At 69.7% G+C, this 16,811-nt stretch carries 13 protein-coding genes and 2 pseudogenes; 7 read left to right on the forward strand and 8 right to left on the reverse strand.

The window, feature by feature from the left end; all coding sequences use genetic code 11:
• The first annotated feature begins 4 nt into the window (after positions 1 to 4).
• The 3 genes and pseudogenes from M2437_RS08315 to gltX all read left to right on the forward strand — a co-directional run bounded on the left by M2437_RS08315 (position 5) and on the right by gltX (position 2,682).
• A complete protein-coding gene (locus M2437_RS08315; RefSeq protein WP_012255798.1) occupies positions 5 to 199 on the forward strand; it encodes a DUF1656 domain-containing protein in 195 nt (64 codons plus the stop codon).
• A pseudogene (locus tag M2437_RS08320) lies at positions 196 to 1,276 on the forward strand (efflux RND transporter periplasmic adaptor subunit). Before M2437_RS08315 ends, M2437_RS08320 begins: the two are co-directional and overlap by 4 nt.
• Positions 1,277 to 1,332: 56 nt before the next feature.
• Positions 1,333 to 2,682 carry a glutamate--tRNA ligase gene (gltX, locus tag M2437_RS08325; RefSeq protein WP_253387100.1) on the forward strand — a complete coding sequence of 450 codons (1,350 nt, stop codon included), beginning with the start codon at positions 1,333 to 1,335 and terminating at the stop codon, positions 2,680 to 2,682.
• Here the strand turns inward: gltX and M2437_RS08330 are convergent.
• From M2437_RS08330 to M2437_RS08350, 5 genes are all read right to left on the reverse strand, one after another.
• A complete protein-coding gene (locus M2437_RS08330) occupies positions 2,679 to 3,458 on the reverse strand; it encodes a class I SAM-dependent methyltransferase (protein WP_253387101.1) in 780 nt (259 codons plus the stop codon). The two genes, gltX and M2437_RS08330, sit on opposite strands and share 4 nt — an antisense overlap.
• Positions 3,455 to 3,946 (reverse strand): VOC family protein, encoded by a 492-nt coding sequence (locus tag M2437_RS08335; protein ID WP_253387102.1) that lies wholly within the window; start codon positions 3,944 to 3,946, stop codon positions 3,455 to 3,457. Before M2437_RS08335 ends, M2437_RS08330 begins: the two co-directional genes overlap by 4 nt.
• An 88-nt stretch (positions 3,947 to 4,034) precedes the next feature.
• The gene (locus tag M2437_RS08340; RefSeq protein WP_253387103.1) at positions 4,035 to 5,249 is read right to left on the reverse strand and encodes an MFS transporter; all 1,215 of its coding nucleotides are present in this window, start codon (positions 5,247 to 5,249) and stop codon (positions 4,035 to 4,037) included.
• A gap of 173 nt (positions 5,250 to 5,422) precedes the next feature.
• The gene (locus tag M2437_RS08345) at positions 5,423 to 7,594 is read right to left on the reverse strand and encodes an OmpA family protein (protein WP_253387104.1); all 2,172 of its coding nucleotides are present in this window, start codon (positions 7,592 to 7,594) and stop codon (positions 5,423 to 5,425) included.
• A 163-nt stretch (positions 7,595 to 7,757) separates the two neighbouring features.
• Positions 7,758 to 8,858 carry a DUF2865 domain-containing protein gene (locus M2437_RS08350; protein ID WP_253387105.1) on the reverse strand — a complete coding sequence of 367 codons (1,101 nt, stop codon included), beginning with the start codon at positions 8,856 to 8,858 and terminating at the stop codon, positions 7,758 to 7,760.
• Between the two features lie 73 nt (positions 8,859 to 8,931).
• Between M2437_RS08350 and M2437_RS08355 the strand changes: the two genes are divergently transcribed.
• Positions 8,932 to 9,486, forward strand: coding sequence for a CreA family protein (locus M2437_RS08355; RefSeq protein ID WP_253387106.1), 555 nt, complete (start codon positions 8,932 to 8,934; stop codon positions 9,484 to 9,486).
• 13 nt (positions 9,487 to 9,499) lie between these two features.
• Here M2437_RS08355 and M2437_RS08360 read toward each other — a convergent pair whose 3' ends face one another.
• Positions 9,500 to 9,823, reverse strand: a complete 324-nt coding sequence (locus M2437_RS08360) for a hypothetical protein (protein WP_003605962.1) — start codon at positions 9,821 to 9,823, stop codon at positions 9,500 to 9,502.
• A 328-nt stretch (positions 9,824 to 10,151) separates the two neighbouring features.
• Here M2437_RS08360 and cysS point away from each other — a divergent pair.
• Positions 10,152 to 11,541: pseudogene (gene cysS, locus M2437_RS08365) on the forward strand (cysteine--tRNA ligase).
• Positions 11,542 to 11,597: 56 nt separating this feature from the next.
• On the opposite strand, the gene M2437_RS08370 reads toward cysS, so the two are convergent.
• Together M2437_RS08370 and M2437_RS08375 are read right to left on the reverse strand one after the other, a co-directional pair.
• Positions 11,598 to 12,389: a class I SAM-dependent methyltransferase gene (locus tag M2437_RS08370; protein ID WP_003605959.1), complete on the reverse strand. Its 792-nt coding sequence runs from the start codon at positions 12,387 to 12,389 to the stop codon at positions 11,598 to 11,600.
• Positions 12,389 to 12,991, reverse strand: coding sequence for an LOG family protein (locus M2437_RS08375; RefSeq protein WP_012255786.1), 603 nt, complete (start codon positions 12,989 to 12,991; stop codon positions 12,389 to 12,391). The genes M2437_RS08370 and M2437_RS08375 overlap by 1 nt, the downstream gene beginning before the upstream one ends.
• A 216-nt stretch (positions 12,992 to 13,207) precedes the next feature.
• Between M2437_RS08375 and M2437_RS08380 the strand changes: the two genes are divergently transcribed.
• Positions 13,208 to 14,743 carry a LysM peptidoglycan-binding domain-containing protein gene (locus tag M2437_RS08380; protein ID WP_253387108.1) on the forward strand — a complete coding sequence of 512 codons (1,536 nt, stop codon included), beginning with the start codon at positions 13,208 to 13,210 and terminating at the stop codon, positions 14,741 to 14,743.
• 109 nt (positions 14,744 to 14,852) lie between these two features.
• Positions 14,853 to 16,793: an ABCB family ABC transporter ATP-binding protein/permease gene (locus M2437_RS08385; RefSeq protein WP_253387109.1), complete on the forward strand. Its 1,941-nt coding sequence runs from the start codon at positions 14,853 to 14,855 to the stop codon at positions 16,791 to 16,793.
• The last annotated feature ends 18 nt before the right edge of the window (positions 16,794 to 16,811 follow it).

Here is a 16,811-nt window from a genome sequence, read left to right on the forward strand (position 1 = left end):
TCCCATGCAGCACGACCTCGCCATCGGCGGAATTCTGGTCTCGCCCTTCATCGCCTACGCGCTGATCGCCTTCGCGCTGCTGGTGGCCCTCCGGGTCGTGTTCCGCTGGATCCGCTTCGGGCGCTTCGTCGCCAACCCGCCTCTGGCGGAAGCGGGGATCTACGTCTGCCTTCTCGCGCTCGTGGTGGTGCTCCTGTGAAACGCGACGACGAAGGGCCGGCCGAAAGCCGGCAACAGGATCACATCCCGGCCGACGCGACGCATTCCGACGAGCCGCCCAAGGCGCAAGGCCCGGCCAAGGCGATTCCGATCGGACGGCGTGGGCGAGGGGGCCGCTTGCTGCGGCTGGCCGCGACCGGCCTCGTCCTCGCCTTCGCGGCAGTGGCCGCCACCATCGTCTGGCAGTTCTACGTGACGGCGCCCTGGACACGCGACGGGCGGGTCCGCGTGCAAGTGGTCAACATCGCCCCGCAGGTCGCCGGCACCATCGTCGAGCTGCGAGTCACCGACAACCAGGAGGTGAAAAAGGGCGACGTTCTCTACGTCATCGACCCGTTCGACTATCAGGAGGCGGTGGTCTCGGCCGAGGCCGCGATCAAGAACCGCGAGGCCGACCTCTCGGTAAAGGAGGCGCAATCGGCCCGGCGCGCCGCGCTTTCGACGGTTTCGACCTCGGTCGAGGAGAAGCAGCAATTCGCGGGCACCGCCAAGATCGCCGAGGCGGCGCTGGAGACCGCCCGGTCGCAGCTTTCGCAGGCGAAGAAGAACCTCGAACGTACGCAGGTGCGCTCGACCGTGAATGGGGCGCGTCACCAACCTGCTGCTGCGGGTCGGCGACTACGCGCAGACCGGCACCGCCAACGCGCGGGTGATCGACACCGATTCCTTCTGGGTCGACGGCTATTTCGAAGAGACCAAGATGGCGCATATCCGCGTCGGCGCCCCCGCCGAGATGGCGCTGATGGGCTACGGCGCCTCGCTGAAGGGCACGGTGGAGAGCCTGACGCTCGGCATCTCGACCGCCAATGCCGCAACGAGCACGCAAGGCCTGCCGAACGTCGATCCGGTCTATACCTGGGTGCGGCTCGCCCAGCGGGTGCCCGTGCGCATCCGCATCGACCACGTGCCGCCGGAGGTGACCCTGGTGGCGGGCATGACCGCGACGGTGGTGGTCGGCGACGGCCGAGAGGGCCAGCCGTCCTGGGTCAAGGCGGCGCGCGACTGGATCTTTGGACGTCCCGGCCGGACCGAGCCCGGCGCGCAGCCGAAGAACTGACGCCGCGACTGCCCGTGGACGGTGCGGCGCCTGCGAAAATTCGGTAGAGCGGCTTCATGGCCGCTTCCCCCCTCGTCCGCTTCGCTCCCTCGCCGACCGGCTTCCTGCATATCGGCAATGCCCGGCCGGCGCTGCTGAACGCGCTGTTCGCGCGCCGCGAGGGCGGCCGCTTCCTGCTGCGCCTCGACGATACCGACCGCGAGCGCTCGACCGAAGAGTTCGCCACCGCCGCGGCCGAGGATCTGGGCTGGCTCGGGATCGAGCCGGACCTGTTCTTTCGCCAGAGCGATCGCACCGCCCTCTACGACGCGGCCGCCGAGCGGCTGAAGGCGGCCGGGCGGCTCTATCCCTGCTACGAGACACCGGAGGAGCTGGATCGCCGCCGCAAGCGCCAGCTCGGCCGCGGTCTGCCGCCGATCTACGACCGGGCGGCGCTCTCGCTGACCGAGGCCGAGCGCGCCGCGTTCGAGGCCGAGGGCCGGCAGCCGCATTGGCGATTCAAGCTCGACCACCGCGTCGTTGCCTGGAACGACCTCGTGCGGGGCGAGAGCCACGTCGATTGCGCCTCGCTCTCCGACCCCGTGCTGGTGCGTGCCGACGGGAGCTACCTCTACACGCTGCCTTCGGTGGTGGACGATGCGGAGGTGGGCGTGACCCACGTGATCCGCGGCGAGGATCACGTCACGAATACCGGCGTGCAGGTGCAGCTCTTCGAAGCGCTCGACGCCGCCGTCCCCGCCTTCGGCCACCACAACCTGCTGACGACCGCGGACGGGGAGGGGCTGTCGAAGCGCCTCGGCCACCTCTCGCTGCGCTCGCTGCGCGAAGCCGGCTACGAGCCCGCCGCCGTGCGCTCACTGGCGGTACTGACCGGCTCGGCCGAGGCCGTGCGCCCGATCGCCTCGCTCGACGAACTGGCGGGTCTCGTCGACCTCGCCCACCTGTCCCGCGCCCCGGCCCGGTTCGACCCGGCCGAACTCGACGGGATGAACGCGCGCCTCGTCCACGAGATGCCGCTCGATGCGGTGCGCGAACGCCTCGCCGCCCTCGGTGTCCCAGCGGAGGCGGCCGAGCCGTTCTGGCTGGCGGTGCGGGCCAATCTCGGGCGCGTCTCGGACGCCGCCGCATGGTGGCAGGTGGTGAACGGGCCGGTGACGCCCGTGATCGCCGAGCCCGACTTCATCGCGAGGGCCGCCGACCTGCTGCCGGAGGCGCCGTTCGGCCCCGGTACTTGGAAGGCCTGGACCGACGCGGTGAAGGCCGAGACCGGCGCCAAGGGCCGCGCCCTGTTCATGCCGCTGCGCCTCGCGCTCACCGGCCTCGACCACGGGCCGGACCTCGCGGCACTGCTGCCGCTGATCGGGCGCGAGCGTGCCGTGCGGCGGCTCGCGGGCGAAACCGCCTAATCCGAAACCCCATCGGGTTCGGCCTCGATCATCATGACATCGAGGGTAAAGCTGCCGTCGTCCTCCAGGCCGAAGTGGGATCGCACCGGTTCCGGCGCGCCGGTCTGAAGCGCGCGGATGGCGGCGACGCTCGCCTCCGGCGTGCCCATCCGGGCGACCCACGACGAGAACTCCATGCGCACGCGCCAGCGCCGGACGGCGCCGGGCACGAAGCCGGCTTCCGCCAGCATCCGGCGCCACTCCGCCTCGCCGTAATCGCGGACATGCGAGGGGTCGCGCAGCAGCTCCCAGGCCTGAAGATGGGTATCGAGCAGGGGCGGCCCGGGATGGACGACATCGACGAGGCCGAAGCGCCCCCCGGACGCCAGCACGCGGTGCGCCTCTCTCAGGGCCGCGGGTACGTCGCCCCAATGGTGGGCGCTGTAGCGCGACACCACGCCATCGAAGCTCGCATCGGCGAAGGGCAGCGCCTCGACGCTGGCCTGCCGCGTGGCGACGTTCGCCAAGCCGCGCCGCTGCGCTTCCGCCGCCACCGCGTCGAGCATGGCCTGCGACAGGTCGAGAGCGGTGACGGAACGGACCTGCGGCGCCACCGCGTAGGTGACGTGGCCGCCGCCGCAGCCGAGATCGAGCACGGCCGCATGGGGGAGGGCGGCAAAGCGGGCCAAAGCGGCGAGATCCTCGCCCGCGGCATGGACGGCGCTCGCGACGTAATCGGCGGCGCGGGAGCCGAATTGATGCGCGGTGTGGGCGTCGTGGCTCAGCGGTTGGCTCATGGCGTCGGCTCTCCTCCAGCCGCGGCGCGTTCGAGAGCCGCGACGTCGAGCTTCACCATGCCCTGCATGGCGGTGAAGACGCGGGCGGCCACGTTCGGATCGCGATCGGCGAGGAGGCGCGGCAGCCTCTCCGGCACGATCTGCCACGGCACGCCCCAGCGGTCGCGCAGCCAGCCGCAGGCGATCTCCGCGCCGCCTTCCGCGGCGAGCGCCGACCATAGGCGGTCGACCTCGGCCTGATCCCGGCACGAGACCGAGATGGAGGCGGCGGTTCCGTAATCGACGGACATGCCGCCGTTCAGCGCCTGGAAGCTCTGCCCGCCCAGAGTGAAGACGATCAGAATCGGCTCGCCGGTCTCGCCGCCGGGCCAGGGACCGGGTGCGCGCTGGATGTGATCGATCCGCGAATTAGGCACGAGCGAGACGTAGAGGCGGACGGCCGCCTCCGCGTCCTTGTCGAACCATAGGCAGGTGCTGACGCTGGTCATGTCGCGCTCTCCCTCTCCGCCAACAGGATAACGAGCGCATGACGCGAAACTCAATCGGGTCGTATGATCGTCTCAACGTCGCGCCGTGTCAGCCGCCCGTGGGCGGGAGTGGCGCGAGCCGCGTCAGGCGCAGCGCGATGAGCAAAGCCGCCACGTAGAGGCTGCCGAAGAAGCCCGCGACGCCGGGCCAGCCGTAATGCAGGAAGAACCAGCCGCCCGCCGTGCCGAGCAGGGACGAGCCGAGATAGTACATGCAGAGATAGATTGCGGAGGCCTGTGCCCGGTCGGTCAAGGCCCGGCGCCCGACCCAGCTCGACGCCACCGAATGCGCGCCGAAGAAGCTGACCGTGACGACAATGATGCCACCGATGATGAGGACGAGGTTGTCCGCCAGCGTCAGGGCGATGCCGCCGATCCCGAGCAGGATCGCCAGCCACAGCACCTTGCGCCGCCCCAGCACCCCAGCGATGTGGCCGGTGATGGCCGAACTCGCCGTGCCCGCGAGGTAGACGATGAAGATCAGGCCGATCACCGTCTGGCTCAACGAGAACGGCGGATCGAGCAGGCGGAAGCCTATGTAGTTGTAGACGCAGACGAAGCCGCCCATCAGCAGGAACGGCTCGAAGAACAGCCAGGGCAGGCCCGCGTCTCGGAAATGGTGGGTGAAGGTGCCCGGCACCTCGCGCCAGCGCATCCGGTGGGCGAGAAAGTGCCGCGAGGGCGGCAGGGCGAACTGGAAGGCCAGAGCCGCGAACAGCGCCAGCACGCCGATGATGCCGAGGCCCCAGCGCCAGGAGGCGTGATCGGCGATCACCCCCGCCAGCAGCCGCCCGACCATGCCGCCGAGCGCGTTGCCGCCGATGAGCAGCCCCATCGACAGGCCGATGGCGCGGCCGTGCATCTCCTCGCTGAGATAGGCCATGGCGACGGCGGGCAGGCCGCTCGCGGCGATGCCGGTGAGCGCCCGTAGCACCAAGAATCCGTGCCAGCTCGGCATCAGGACGGCGCCGATGGTGAGCAGGGCCGAGGCGAACAGCGAGACTGCCATGACCCGCTTGCGCCCCCACACCTCGGAGAGCGGGCTGACGATCAGCAGCGCGATCGCGAGCGTGGCACAGGGCAGCGACAAGGCGAGGCTGCTCTCGGCCGGGGAGACCGCGAAGGTGTCGTGAAAGATCGGCAGCAGCGGCTGGACGCCGTAGAGCACTGCGAAGGTGGAGAACCCCGCCGCGAACAGGGCGAGCGTCGCCCGGCGAAAGGTCGGCGTCCCGGCCTCGATGAACCGGTCGCTGTCGTCCGCCATCGCCGTCCCGTGTTGCTCACGCTTAACCCTCCCCCACCTGCGCCGCAGGTGGGGGAGGGTCAAGAGCCTCGTCCCAGATCGGGTATCCGGGACGAGGCTCTTGATTCCGGTTCTTGCATCGTCTTGTCCGAAAGCCGGCGACCACCTTTCGGGACGATGCTCAAGATCTTCGATTAACGCGGTGCAGCGGGTTGTTGCCCCTCCGCCTGCTGCTGGAGCAGCGGAGTGATGCGGCGGACGGTGACGCGGCGGTTCTCGCGGCTGGCCTCCTGCGTGTTCACCTTCAGGTACTGTTCGCCGTAGCCCTGCGTGGTGAGGTTCTCCGGCGGCACCTGGAAGTTCTGCGTCAGCACCGAGGCGACCGACTGCGCCCGGCGGTCGGAGAGCGAGAGGTTGTCGATGTCCGAGCCGACCGCATCGGTGTAGCCCTCGATCAGGAACACCTCCTGCGGATTGTCCTTGATCGTCCGGTTGATCGCCTCGGCGATGGTCGAGAGGCGCTTGGCCTGATCGGGCGTGACGGTGAAGGAGCCGGTGTCGAAGGTGATCGTGTTGATGTCCACCGACGGCATCCGCGCACGGAGCTGCGGGCTGTAACGCACCTGATCGAGCGTGTAGCGCCGATCGAGCTTCTGCACCGGCGGGGCCGAGAGCGCCTCGTAGACGGCGCGCTCGTCCGCCTGCTCGTAATCCACCACGTAGCGGTCGCGGGGGATGCGGATGTCCGGGGGCGGCAGCTCCACCACGTCCTCGTAGATCGGCCGGGGTGCGCCGCCATAGGCGTTGTTGATGATCACCACCTCGCGGCCGTCGCGGTAGCGACGGGAGCGGCGCAGGAGCCGCCCGTCATCGTCCACGACAGTGATGATCTGGCCGCCCGCCGGGCTGTCGACGTAGCTGTAGATCTCGCCGCCGCGCCGCTCGCTGCGATAGCCGCGGTCGCCATAGATGGTGCGGAAGCGCTCGTTCTCGTCGTGGCGGATGAAGGTGGTGTCGCGGTCGCGCACGATGATGCGGCCGGGCTCCCGGTAATAGGTCCGGCCATCGACATCGTACTCGCGGCGGTCGCGGCGGATCGTGTCGTAGTCGCGGCCGCGATAGTCGTCGTCGCGGAAGCCGCCGGGCACATAGGCCGGAGTGCCGGGCACGTTGAAGCGGTCGCGACGCTCGCCACGGCGGTCATCGAGGCGGTTTTCGTCGCGGCGATCACCGTCACGGCGGTCATTAGGGTCGCCGCGCCGGTCATCGCGTCGGTCGCCGTCACGACGATCATCGAGGCTGCGCGAATCCGGCTGTGTGCCGGGAGCCGGCGCCGGCTGGCCGAGCGGGACGGCACCGGGCTGGGTCGGGGCCGCAGCATCGGGCGGTTGAACCGGACGGCCGGGAACACCGGGTTGCTGGTTCGGCGCCACCGGACGGCCGGGAACGCCCGGCTGCTGATTCGGCGGCGTACGACCGCCGGGCGCCTCCCGCGTGCCGTCGGGCTGCGTCGCGGAGGGTGCGGCCGGCTGGTCCGGTCGGGTGGGCTGCTGCACATTCGGCGTCGCCGGACGGCCAGGAACACCGGGCCGCTGGTTCGGCGGGGTGTTCGGCTGAGCCGGATTCGTGGCCGTGGGCGGCGTCGGCTGCTCCGGGCGTTCCGCATTGGGCGGCGTCGGCGCGTTCGGAGCCCGGCGCTGGTTCGGGGCGCTGTCGGGGCGATCGGCCTCTCGGCCGGCGGGACGACCCGGACGGTCCTGGCCATCACGGTCGGGCCGCTCCGGGGTCTCGCGCCGGGCCGGCGCCTCGCGCTCGGGCGCTTCTCGCCGCGCGGGTGCATCGCGGTCCGGCGCGCGCTCGCGGGACGCAGGCGCGGCCGGCCGCTCTTCGGAGCGATCGGGCCGCTGGGGCGGTGCCGCACGTTCGGGCCGGTCCGGACGCTCCTGACGATCAGGACGCTCCTGACGTTCCTGGCGATCAGGACGCTCCTGGCGCTCGGGCCGCTCTTGCCGCTCTTGCGCCGCCGGACGTTCGGGACGACCCAGCCGCTCGGCGGGCTCCGGCCGCTCACGGGCGGCAGGCGCTTGGCGCGGCTCGGGCCGCTCCGGACGCTCGGATCTTTCCGGCCTCTCCCTTGCCGGCGGGCCGCCGCGCTCGACGCCGCCACGCTCCGCCGGGCCGGCACCGCCAAGTCCGCCGGGACCACCCGGTCCGCGTCCACCTCCGCGCGGTCCCTCGCCGGCATCCTCGCGCTGGGCCAGTTCGATCCGCCCGCCGTCACTGAGAGACCGCGCTGCGGACAGATCGGACAGGACGAGCGCGGGCAGCATGGTGCCGGCAAGGAGCAGCGAGCGGGTCATCCGCATGAAGTCGGCCTCGTAAAACACAATCGGCGGTTCCGAACACGGGCTGACCGGATTGGTTCCCGATCGCTCTACGTCGAGATCCGACGGCGACCGGTCGAGGCAGCTGCTTCGTCTGCGGCTCATCAAACGACGAAACCGGGCTTTGCGCCAGACGGCGTGGGTCTCAGGGGATGGGTGTCAGGGCCGGGGGCGGAAGCAGGCTCGGCACGATGACGCGAATGGCGCCGCGGCTCTCGCCGGTCGAGCCCGTCTGTTCGGCCTGTTCGGCGGCGTCCTTCGCGGCCGGGGCTACGGCGCCATCGCGGCTGGCAGCGTCGGCCGCAAGGCCCGCCGCGGTCCGGTCGGCTCGACCGACCAGGGTCAGGCGCACCTTGGGCGCGCGGGAGAGCTTCTCGGCCGTCATCGGGGTGACGAAGATGTCGCCCTTGTGCCGCACCAGCATGCTCTCGGCCTTCACGAGCGACTGGGCCCAGGTCTGGCCCTCCTGCTTGCAGGAGCAGTCGGCGGTGAAGCTCTTGCGGAACTTGAAGGCGGTCGGCAGCGCCGTGTAGGCGCGGCTGCCCTTGAGTGTGGCGGCGTATTTCAGGGCGTCGTCGCCATGCGGCATCGAGTAGGCGACCGCTTCCGTGCCGGGGCAGAGCGCCTGGCACATCTCATCGGCCCCGCCGCGCCCGTCCGGCAAGTTGCCCATCGGGAAATAGGACCCGTCACACGTCTTTACGCAAATGACCTTCGGGCCGCCCCGGGCGGTTTGGCCGCCTGAAACGCCCTCTTGTCCCTCGCCGGGGATCAGGCCGGTGCAGGCGTTCGACACGGCGGAGACGAGTTGCCGACGGCGGGCGGCGACGACCTCGCCATCCCCACCGCCATAGGTGGCGTTGAGTGAACGGATCCGCGCTTCGACGGCGCCGCATTGCGGCGGCCGCGTATCGAAGAACAGGAACTTGCCGCCCTCGCAGTTGAGGCTGCGATAGTAAGACTCGAGACGCGCGACCTCGCTCTGGAGCGCCGACGCGGTCGAGGCGCTGGCGTTGAGGTTGGCGAGTTCCGTGCGGTAGCGCTGGCATGCCCAGACATCCGGCGCAGCCGCAGCCGGCCACGCTCCAGCGAGGACAAGCGCGGCGAGCGCGGCGCCGATTACGCGGCGAAACTGCGGTCCGATCATCGGCATGGTGCGGATGCTGGGATTCTCGAGCAGGAGGTCGCGGGGAAGGACGCGTGAGGATGCCGGGCCGCACGAAGCGGCACAAGCGATCACCGACATGTGTTAAAGCCCCTCGCCCTTTCGGGACAGAGACACCACGTCTCTGCGGCTTAGCTTTGAGGGGATTGCGTCGATGATGTGGCTCACGGGCACCAATGGGAGCGGCCCCTCGGTCGCGACCGGCCTCGTCGCGGGCGTCGCCGCCCTCGTCGTCTCTTGTCTCGCCGCGTCCGCCCCGGCCCGGGCCCAGGAGCCCGACCGGATCTTCGACAAGTCGACGGTCTGGCGCCCGCTGACACCCAACGATAAGCTCGTGGTCTACGGCATCGACGATCCGGCCGTGGCCGGCATCGCCTGCTGGTACACCCAACCCGAGAAGGGCGGCATCAAGGGGACGTTCGGTCTTGCCGAGGATGTCTCGGACATCTCGCTCGCCTGCCGGCAGGTCGGCCCGGTCCAGTTCAAGGACAAGGTGAAACAGGGCGAGGTGGTGTTCAGCGAGCGCCGCTCGCTGATCTTCAAATCGATGCAGATCGTGCGTGGCTGTGACGTCAAGCGCAACACGCTGATCTACATGGTCTATTCGGACAAGGTGGTTCAGGGCTCGCCCAAGAACTCCACCTCCGCCGTGCCGCTCGCGCCGTGGGGGACCGAGCCGCCGCCGAAATGCGCGGATTTCGTGAAGTAGCGCGTCCGCCGAATCAATCCTGGCAGGTGATGCGCAGCGGGCGCGGCGCGCTCTTCACCGGAGCGGCGTCGCCGATGGCGCCGGTATACTCGTCCTGAGCGGCGACGCCGTAATTGGCGGCGCTGGCAAAGCCCTGCGACTCGCACCACGCGTTGGCGACGACCTGTCCGCACTCGCTCGGGCCGCCGCTGAGGCACTCGCCGACGCCGTAGCCGTCTTCAGCCGGAATCAGGAACGTCTTCTCGACATGCTTGGGCGCAGGCGCAGGCTCACTACCGGCGATGGCCGGGAGGGCGGCGGTGGCGAGGACGAAGAGGGCGGCGACCGTGCGGCGCATGGTGAAAACCTTGTGAACGGGTTCGTTCGAGTGCGGAGTGTTCGGACGGCGCGGTAAACAAATCCTTGCCGGTCCGCCTTCGGTCGGTTGAGGGAGCGCGCATCCGCCGCCCCGCTCGAATTCATCACCGTTTTGCGGTAGCCCAACCCTGGCGCGGCGACCGTCGCGGCAGCGCAACAGCGGCGGCCGGCGGCTCCGGCGACACTGTGGCAGCGGTGCCGTTCGGCGCCGTGGGACGGCCGGCGGAAGATGCTGGGCCGCAACGACAAACGACGAGGGCGGCACAGGCCGCAGGGGAGGCCGGGCAAGCCCGGCAGGAACGCAGTCGATGACGCCGATGTTGCGCCTCTACAACACGCTGACCCGCGAGAAGGCGGCCTTCGTGCCAATCGATCCGACGAATGTGCGGATGTATGCCTGCGGGCCGACGGTCTACGACGCGGCGCATATCGGCAACGCGCGGCCGATCATCGTCTTCCGACCTGTTGTTCCGGCTGCTGCGCCACCTCTACGGGCCGGCGCACGTCACCTATGCCCGCAACGTCACGGACGTGGACGACAAGATCAACGCCCGCGCGCTCGAACGCGGCATCACCATCCGCGAACTGACCGACGGTACGCTGGCACAGTTCCACCGGGACATCCGCGACCTCGGCGTGCTGATGGCCGACGATGTGAACCGCGCGGGTGAGCCGGCGCGCTTTATCGAGCCGCGGGCAACCGACCACATCGCCGAGATGCACCGGCTGATCGAGGGGCTGGTCGCCGCCGGCCACGCCTACGTGGCGGAAGGGCACGTTCTGTTCGACGTCCCCTCCATGCCCGATTACGGCGCGCTCTCGAAGCGCCCGCTCGACGAGATGGAATCGGGCGCCCGGGTCGAGGTCGCGCCCTACAAGCGCTCGCCGCTTGATTTCGTGCTGTGGAAGCCCTCGAAGGCGGGCGAACCGTCCTGGCCCTCACCCTGCGGGATCGACCTGCCCGGCCGGCCCGGCTGGCACATCGAGTGCTCGGCGATGTCGTGGAAGCATCTGGGCGAAACCTTCGACATTCATGCCGGCGGCCTCGACCTGATCTTCCCCCACCACGAAAACGAGGTGGCCCAGTCGCGCTGCTGCTTCGGCACCGACGTGATGGCCCATGTCTGGCTCCACAACGGCTTCCTGCAGGTCGAGGGGGAGAAGATGTCGAAGTCGCTCGGCAACTTCATCACCATCCGCCAAGTGCTGGACGATTGGCCGGGCGAGGTCGTGCGCCTCAACATGCTCAAGACCCACTACCGGCAGCCGATCGACTGGACCCTGCGGGGCCTGGAGGAATCGAGCCGGATGCTGGACCGCTGGTACGAGGCGGCCGGCGAAGCGGCGCCCGACGCGGAGGTGCCCGAAGGCGTGGTCGAGGCGCTCTGCGACGACCTGAACACGCCCGCGGCCCTCGGAGAATTGCATCGCCTTGCCGGCACCAGCCCCTCCGCGCTTAAGGCCGGCGCGGGACTGATGGGTTTCCTGGCCGTCACGCAGGCGCAGCGCGAAGCGGAGCGGGTCGGCGCGGCTGGGATCGACGTGGCGCGGGTCGAGGCTCTGATCGCGGAGCGCAAGGCGGCCCGCGTCGCGAAGGACTGGGCGGCCTCCGACCGGGTGCGCGACGCGCTCACTGCCCTGGGCGTGAGCGTGAAGGACAACAAGGACGGCACCACCACCTGGACGGTGGCGGGCTGAAGGGCTGCCCGAACCTTAGGGAATGGCTGGCCGAGGCGCGCAGCGGCTGAAGCGTATCAGCCCTTCAGCCGCTGCAACCAGCCGCCACGATGGGCGTAGGAGCGCCCACCGAGGCGGCGCAAAGCCTCGGTTGTCGGCACGATCGGGTACTCGGCATAGACCTGCGCGATCTCGGCGGCCGTGTTGGGCAGCCGCGAGAACTCCTCGAGGATCGCGTCGTAGTTCGTCTTGAGCGTGCGCGAGGATGGATCGAGGCCGGTGACGATCACGAGACCCGTGGGCGCGGCGTCCACGAGCATCACGTCGAGATCCGGCCGGTAGCGCTTCAGGATCGGCACGATCTTCCAGACGTCACCGGTCCACCAATTCTCGAACGGGGTGCCGCGCCCGCGGATGCCGGCCTGCATCGGGTCGCGGTCGGCCATCGGCGCGGCCACCGGCAGGCAGTCGTGCATCACGATGATCGAATCCCGCCGGCAGATCGCTTCCGTGTTGAAGAAATCCCGCAGCAGGAACTCGAACAGGTGCATGCCGTCGAGGAAGGCGAGATCGATCCGGCCGCCGACATGGCGGCGCAGGTTCAGGTTCGCGAAAAACACGTCGCTCATCGTCTGGAACAGCGAGACCCTGACCTTGTTGGCCGCGACGTTGGTCTTGAGCTGGAACTCCGGATCGACGGCGACGCCGTGACGGCAGGCGATGCCCGAGAAGATGTCGCCGAAGGCAACGCCGATTTCCAGGTAGCGCTGGACGGCGGCATTGCGCGAGAGGCGGGCCAGCACCGTCCCGTAATACTCGCCCTGGTGCTCGCCGGCGATGGTCTGTCCGGGCTCGATCGTGGCGGCCATCAGAAGCGCTTCTCGATCAGTTCATCCGCCAGCGGCGCCGGCTCGACCCGACCCAGAACCTCACGCAGCGTCTCCACGACAAGGTCGGGATCCTCGCCGACGAGGTAGTTCAGGTCGAGCCCCTCGCGGATGAAGCCGTGGGCGCGCATGTGGTCGATCAGGGTGATCAGCGGGTCCCAGAAGCCGTTTACCGAGAGCAGCAGGATCGGCTTGCGGTGCTGGCCGAGCTGGGCCCAGGTGAGCTGCTCGACCAGTTCCTCCAGCGTGCCGATGCCGCCGGGCAGGGCGACGAAGGCGTCGGCGCGGTCGAACATCAGCCGCTTGCGGGTGTGCATGTCGGAGACGACGATCGTCTCCTGCACCGCATCGAGCATGCGCTCGCGCGACTTCAGGAAGTCCGGGATGATGCCGGTGACGTAGCCGCCCGCCTCGAGCGTCGCACTCGCGACAGTGCCCATCAGGCCGACATTGCCGCCGCCATAGACGAGCTTGATCCTCTGACGGGCCAGCGCCGTGCCGAGCCGTTGGGCGGCGTCGGCGAAGGCCGGATCACCGCCGAAGCCGGAACCGCAATAGACGCAGACGGAAGTGAGCGGCACCATCACAGGCCTCCCCGACCGCGACGGCGGGACACGGCCGGGCCTTTATCCGAGCGACAGATTGCTGAGTTTGCCGAGGAAACGACCGCGCGGCCGTGTTCGAGCTTTGGTGTTCTTCTCATGTTCGTTAATATGTCACCGGATTTAGACGGGTTTTCGACACGCGGCGGCAGATCGTGCGCGCCCGCGGCGGCCCGTGGCGTACGGGAGTAGGCGGCCATGACGGCTGAGGTACGGCGAAGCATCGTCCTCGCGATTGCGGGCCTGCTCGGCGGCTTCGCCATGGTGGTCGCGTTGTTCGGGACCGGAGAGCTTCTCAAGCGCAACGCAGCGGTCAATCCTTCTGCCGAAACACCGGCCACGCCGGACAAGCCTTCGGCCGGGACGCAGACCGGCGACCGCGCGGGTAAGGCGCCCTCGACGGACTCCCCTCATGCCGCCCTCGGAGCCCTCTCGCAAGAGGGGATCGGGCCGGGAGAACCGAGCGCGGCCGATGCGAAGCCGCGCGTGGATGACGGCACGCCGACCTTCGACATCGTGCGCGTCGAACCCGACGGAGCGAGCGTGATCGCCGGGCGGGCGGCACCGAACAGCCGCATCGAGCTGCTGCGCGACGGAAAACCCTTCGCCAGCGCTCAGGCCGACGCCGCCGGGCAGTTCGCCCTGACGCCGCCGGACCTGCCGCCGGGCTCGAGCGAAATCGCCTTGCGCGCCACCGGCGCCGATGGAAAGCCGCTGCCGGGGCGCGAGAGCGTGACCGTCGTGGTCGCCGAGGCGCGCAACACCAAGCCGCTGATCGCCCTGACGGCCCCGGACGCGCCGACGCGGGTTCTGTCCCAACCCGGCGCGCCGGACGCCTCCGGCAAGCCGCCGGCCACGGTTGCCGCCGAAACGCCCGGACGGGCTGGGCCCGAGCCGAAAGTCGCCGAGGGATCGCGGGGAGCCGGCAAGGCGGCATCCGGGGCGGGCGCCCTTCGCATCGTCAGCGTGGATGCGCAGGAGGGCGGACGCCTGCACGTCACCGGCCAGACGACGGCGTGGAGCAGCCTGCGCCTCTACCTCAACGACACCATGGTCGCCTCGGGACAATCCGGAGCCGACGGGCGGGTGGCGTTCACGATCGGGCGCGGGGTGAAGCCGGGCGCCTACCGCATCCGCGTCGATTCCGTCGATTCGGGGGGCAGCAAGGTGAAGGCCCGCGCCGAAGTCGCCTTCGCCTATCCCGACAGCGTGCCGCCGACGCGCTACGCCGACAACAGCCCGGCCGAGACGACAGCACCGGCTGCGACGGGCAAGCCTTCCGCGACGGCACCGGCTGCGGCGAAGCTCAAATCCGGCGAGGTGGGGGCCGTACCGAGCCCCGCGGCGCCCCCAGCCAGGGCCAGCGGCGCGGCAGGGACCGAACCGGAGCGTCCGGCTGCGTCCGGCACCGGGTCGCTGGCCGCAGCGGCACCGGCGCCGGGTGCGGATAACAGAGCCGCCGCGCTCTCTCCGCGCCGTCCGGATGGCGTCGAGGGGGGGGCCGTGTTCGTGCCGGAGGTCGCCACCGCCCGGATCACGCGCGGCGACAGCCTGTGGCAGATCAGCCGGCGCACCTATGGCCGCGGCAACCGCTACACCGTGATCTACGACGCCAACCAAGAGCAGATCCGCGACCCGAACCGGATCTATCCCGGCCAGATGTTCGTGCTGCCGAACAACGAATCCAAGCCGAGCGTGCCGTCCACCAAAAGCGGCCCGGACCGCCGGACCTGACGGAACGGGCGGAGGCCCGAGGCGCGAAGAGGATGTGCGATCCGGTGCGAGCGCCTATATGCGCCTCGCGACGGCCGCCTGGCGCCGAAAGATCTCTTCGAACCTCATCATGGCAAATGCACCCGTGCCGGCGGGGGAGGGCGCGTCTGCGCCCCTCGAACGCCCTGGCCTCCTGACGACCTATCGCCGGCTCTGGCCCTATCTCTGGCCAAACGGCCGCGTCGATCTTCAGCGCCGGGTCTTCCTCGCCTTCGGCCTCCTGTTCGTCGCCAAGGCCGCGACGATGGTGATGCCCTTCACCTTCAAATGGGCCACCGACGCGCTGGTCGCGGCCATCGGCTCCAAGGACGGCGCCGGGGAGGCCGCCGCCGCTGCGGTGCCGGCCGGGCTCCTCTCGGCGCCCTTCCTGCTGATCGCGCTCTACGGCCTGTCGCGGATTGCCATGGCCGGGCTGACGCAGGTTCGCGACGGGCTGTTCGCCAAGGTCGCGATGCACGCCGTGCGCAAGCTCGCGCTCCAGACCTTCGAGCACATGCATCGCCTGTCCCTGCGCTTCCACCTCGAGCGCAAGACCGGCGGCCTCACCCGCGTGCTGGAACGCGGCCGCTCCGGCATCGAGGAATTGTCGCGCCTGATGGTGCTGACGCTGGTGCCGACCATCGTCGAGTTGGTCCTCGTGCTCGGCATCCTCGCCTACGAGTTCGATTGGCTCTACTCGGTGGTCGTGGCGGCGATGATCGCCAGCTATCTCGGCTTTACCTGGAAGGCGACCGACTGGCGCATCGGCATCCGCCGCCGGATGAACAACTCGGACACCGAGGCCAACTCCAAGGCGGTCGATTCGCTGCTCAACTTCGAGACGGTGAAGTATTTCGGTGCCGAACGGCGCGAGACCGCCCGCTACGACGCGTCGATGGAACGCTATGAGAAAGCCTCGACGCAGACCTACGTCTCGCTCGCCGTGCTCAATGCCGGCCAGGCCGTGATCTTCACCGTCGGCATGACGGCGGTGATGCTCCTGGCCGCCCGCGACATCATGGCTGGTAACACCACCATCGGCGGCTTCGTGCTCGTCAACACGATGCTGATTCAGCTCTCGATGCCCCTGAACTTCATGGGCATGATCTACCGCGAGATCAAACAGGCGCTGATCGACATCGACGACATGTTCCTGATCCTCCACCGCAACCCGGAGATCGCCGACCGCGCTGGCGCGTCCCCGCTCAAGGTCGAGGCCGGGACGGTGCGCTTCGAGGACGTGCGCTTTGCCTACATCCCGGAGCGGCCGATCCTGCGCGGAGTCTCGTTCGAGGTGCCGGCCGGGAAGACCGTGGCCATCGTCGGCCCCTCGGGGGCGGGCAAATCCACCCTGTCGCGCCTCCTCTTCCGCTTCTACGAGCCGGGGGCCGGCCGCATCACCATCGACGGCCAGGACATCACCGCCGTCCGCCAGGATTCGCTGCGTGCGGCGATCGGCATGGTCCCGCAGGACACGGTGCTGTTCAACGACACGATCGGCTACAACATCCGCTACGGCCGCTGGGACGCGACAGAGGCCGAGGTGCGGGAGGCCGCCCGCCTCGCGCAGATCGACCGCTTCATCGAGAGCCTGCCGGAGGGCTACGACACGCCGGTGGGCGAGCGCGGGCTCAAGCTCTCCGGCGGCGAGAAGCAGCGCGTGGCGATCGCCCGCACCATTCTGAAGGGGCCGCCGATCCTCGTGCTCGACGAGGCCACCTCGGCGCTCGACTCATTCACCGAGCGCGACATTCAAACGGCCCTCGACCGGGTCAGCCAGGGCCGCACCACGTTGGTCATCGCGCACCGCCTCTCGACGGTCATCAACGCCGACGAGATCCTCGTGCTCGACCAGGGCCGCGTGGTCGAGCGCGGCAATCACGCCGAATTGCTCGCCCGCGGGGGCGTCTACGCCGCGCTCTGGAACCGCCAGCGCGAGGCGGATGCCGCCCGCGAGGCGCTCAAGCGGGCCGAGGACGAGCGCCTGCTGCTGGAAGAGGCACGGCGCTCGGAGCCGGAAGCCGTGCACTAACCCGCGGTTGACGGAACC

The organism is Methylorubrum pseudosasae (genome assembly GCF_029504475.1).
Taxonomy (GTDB): Bacteria; Pseudomonadota; Alphaproteobacteria; order Rhizobiales; family Beijerinckiaceae; genus Methylobacterium; species Methylobacterium extorquens.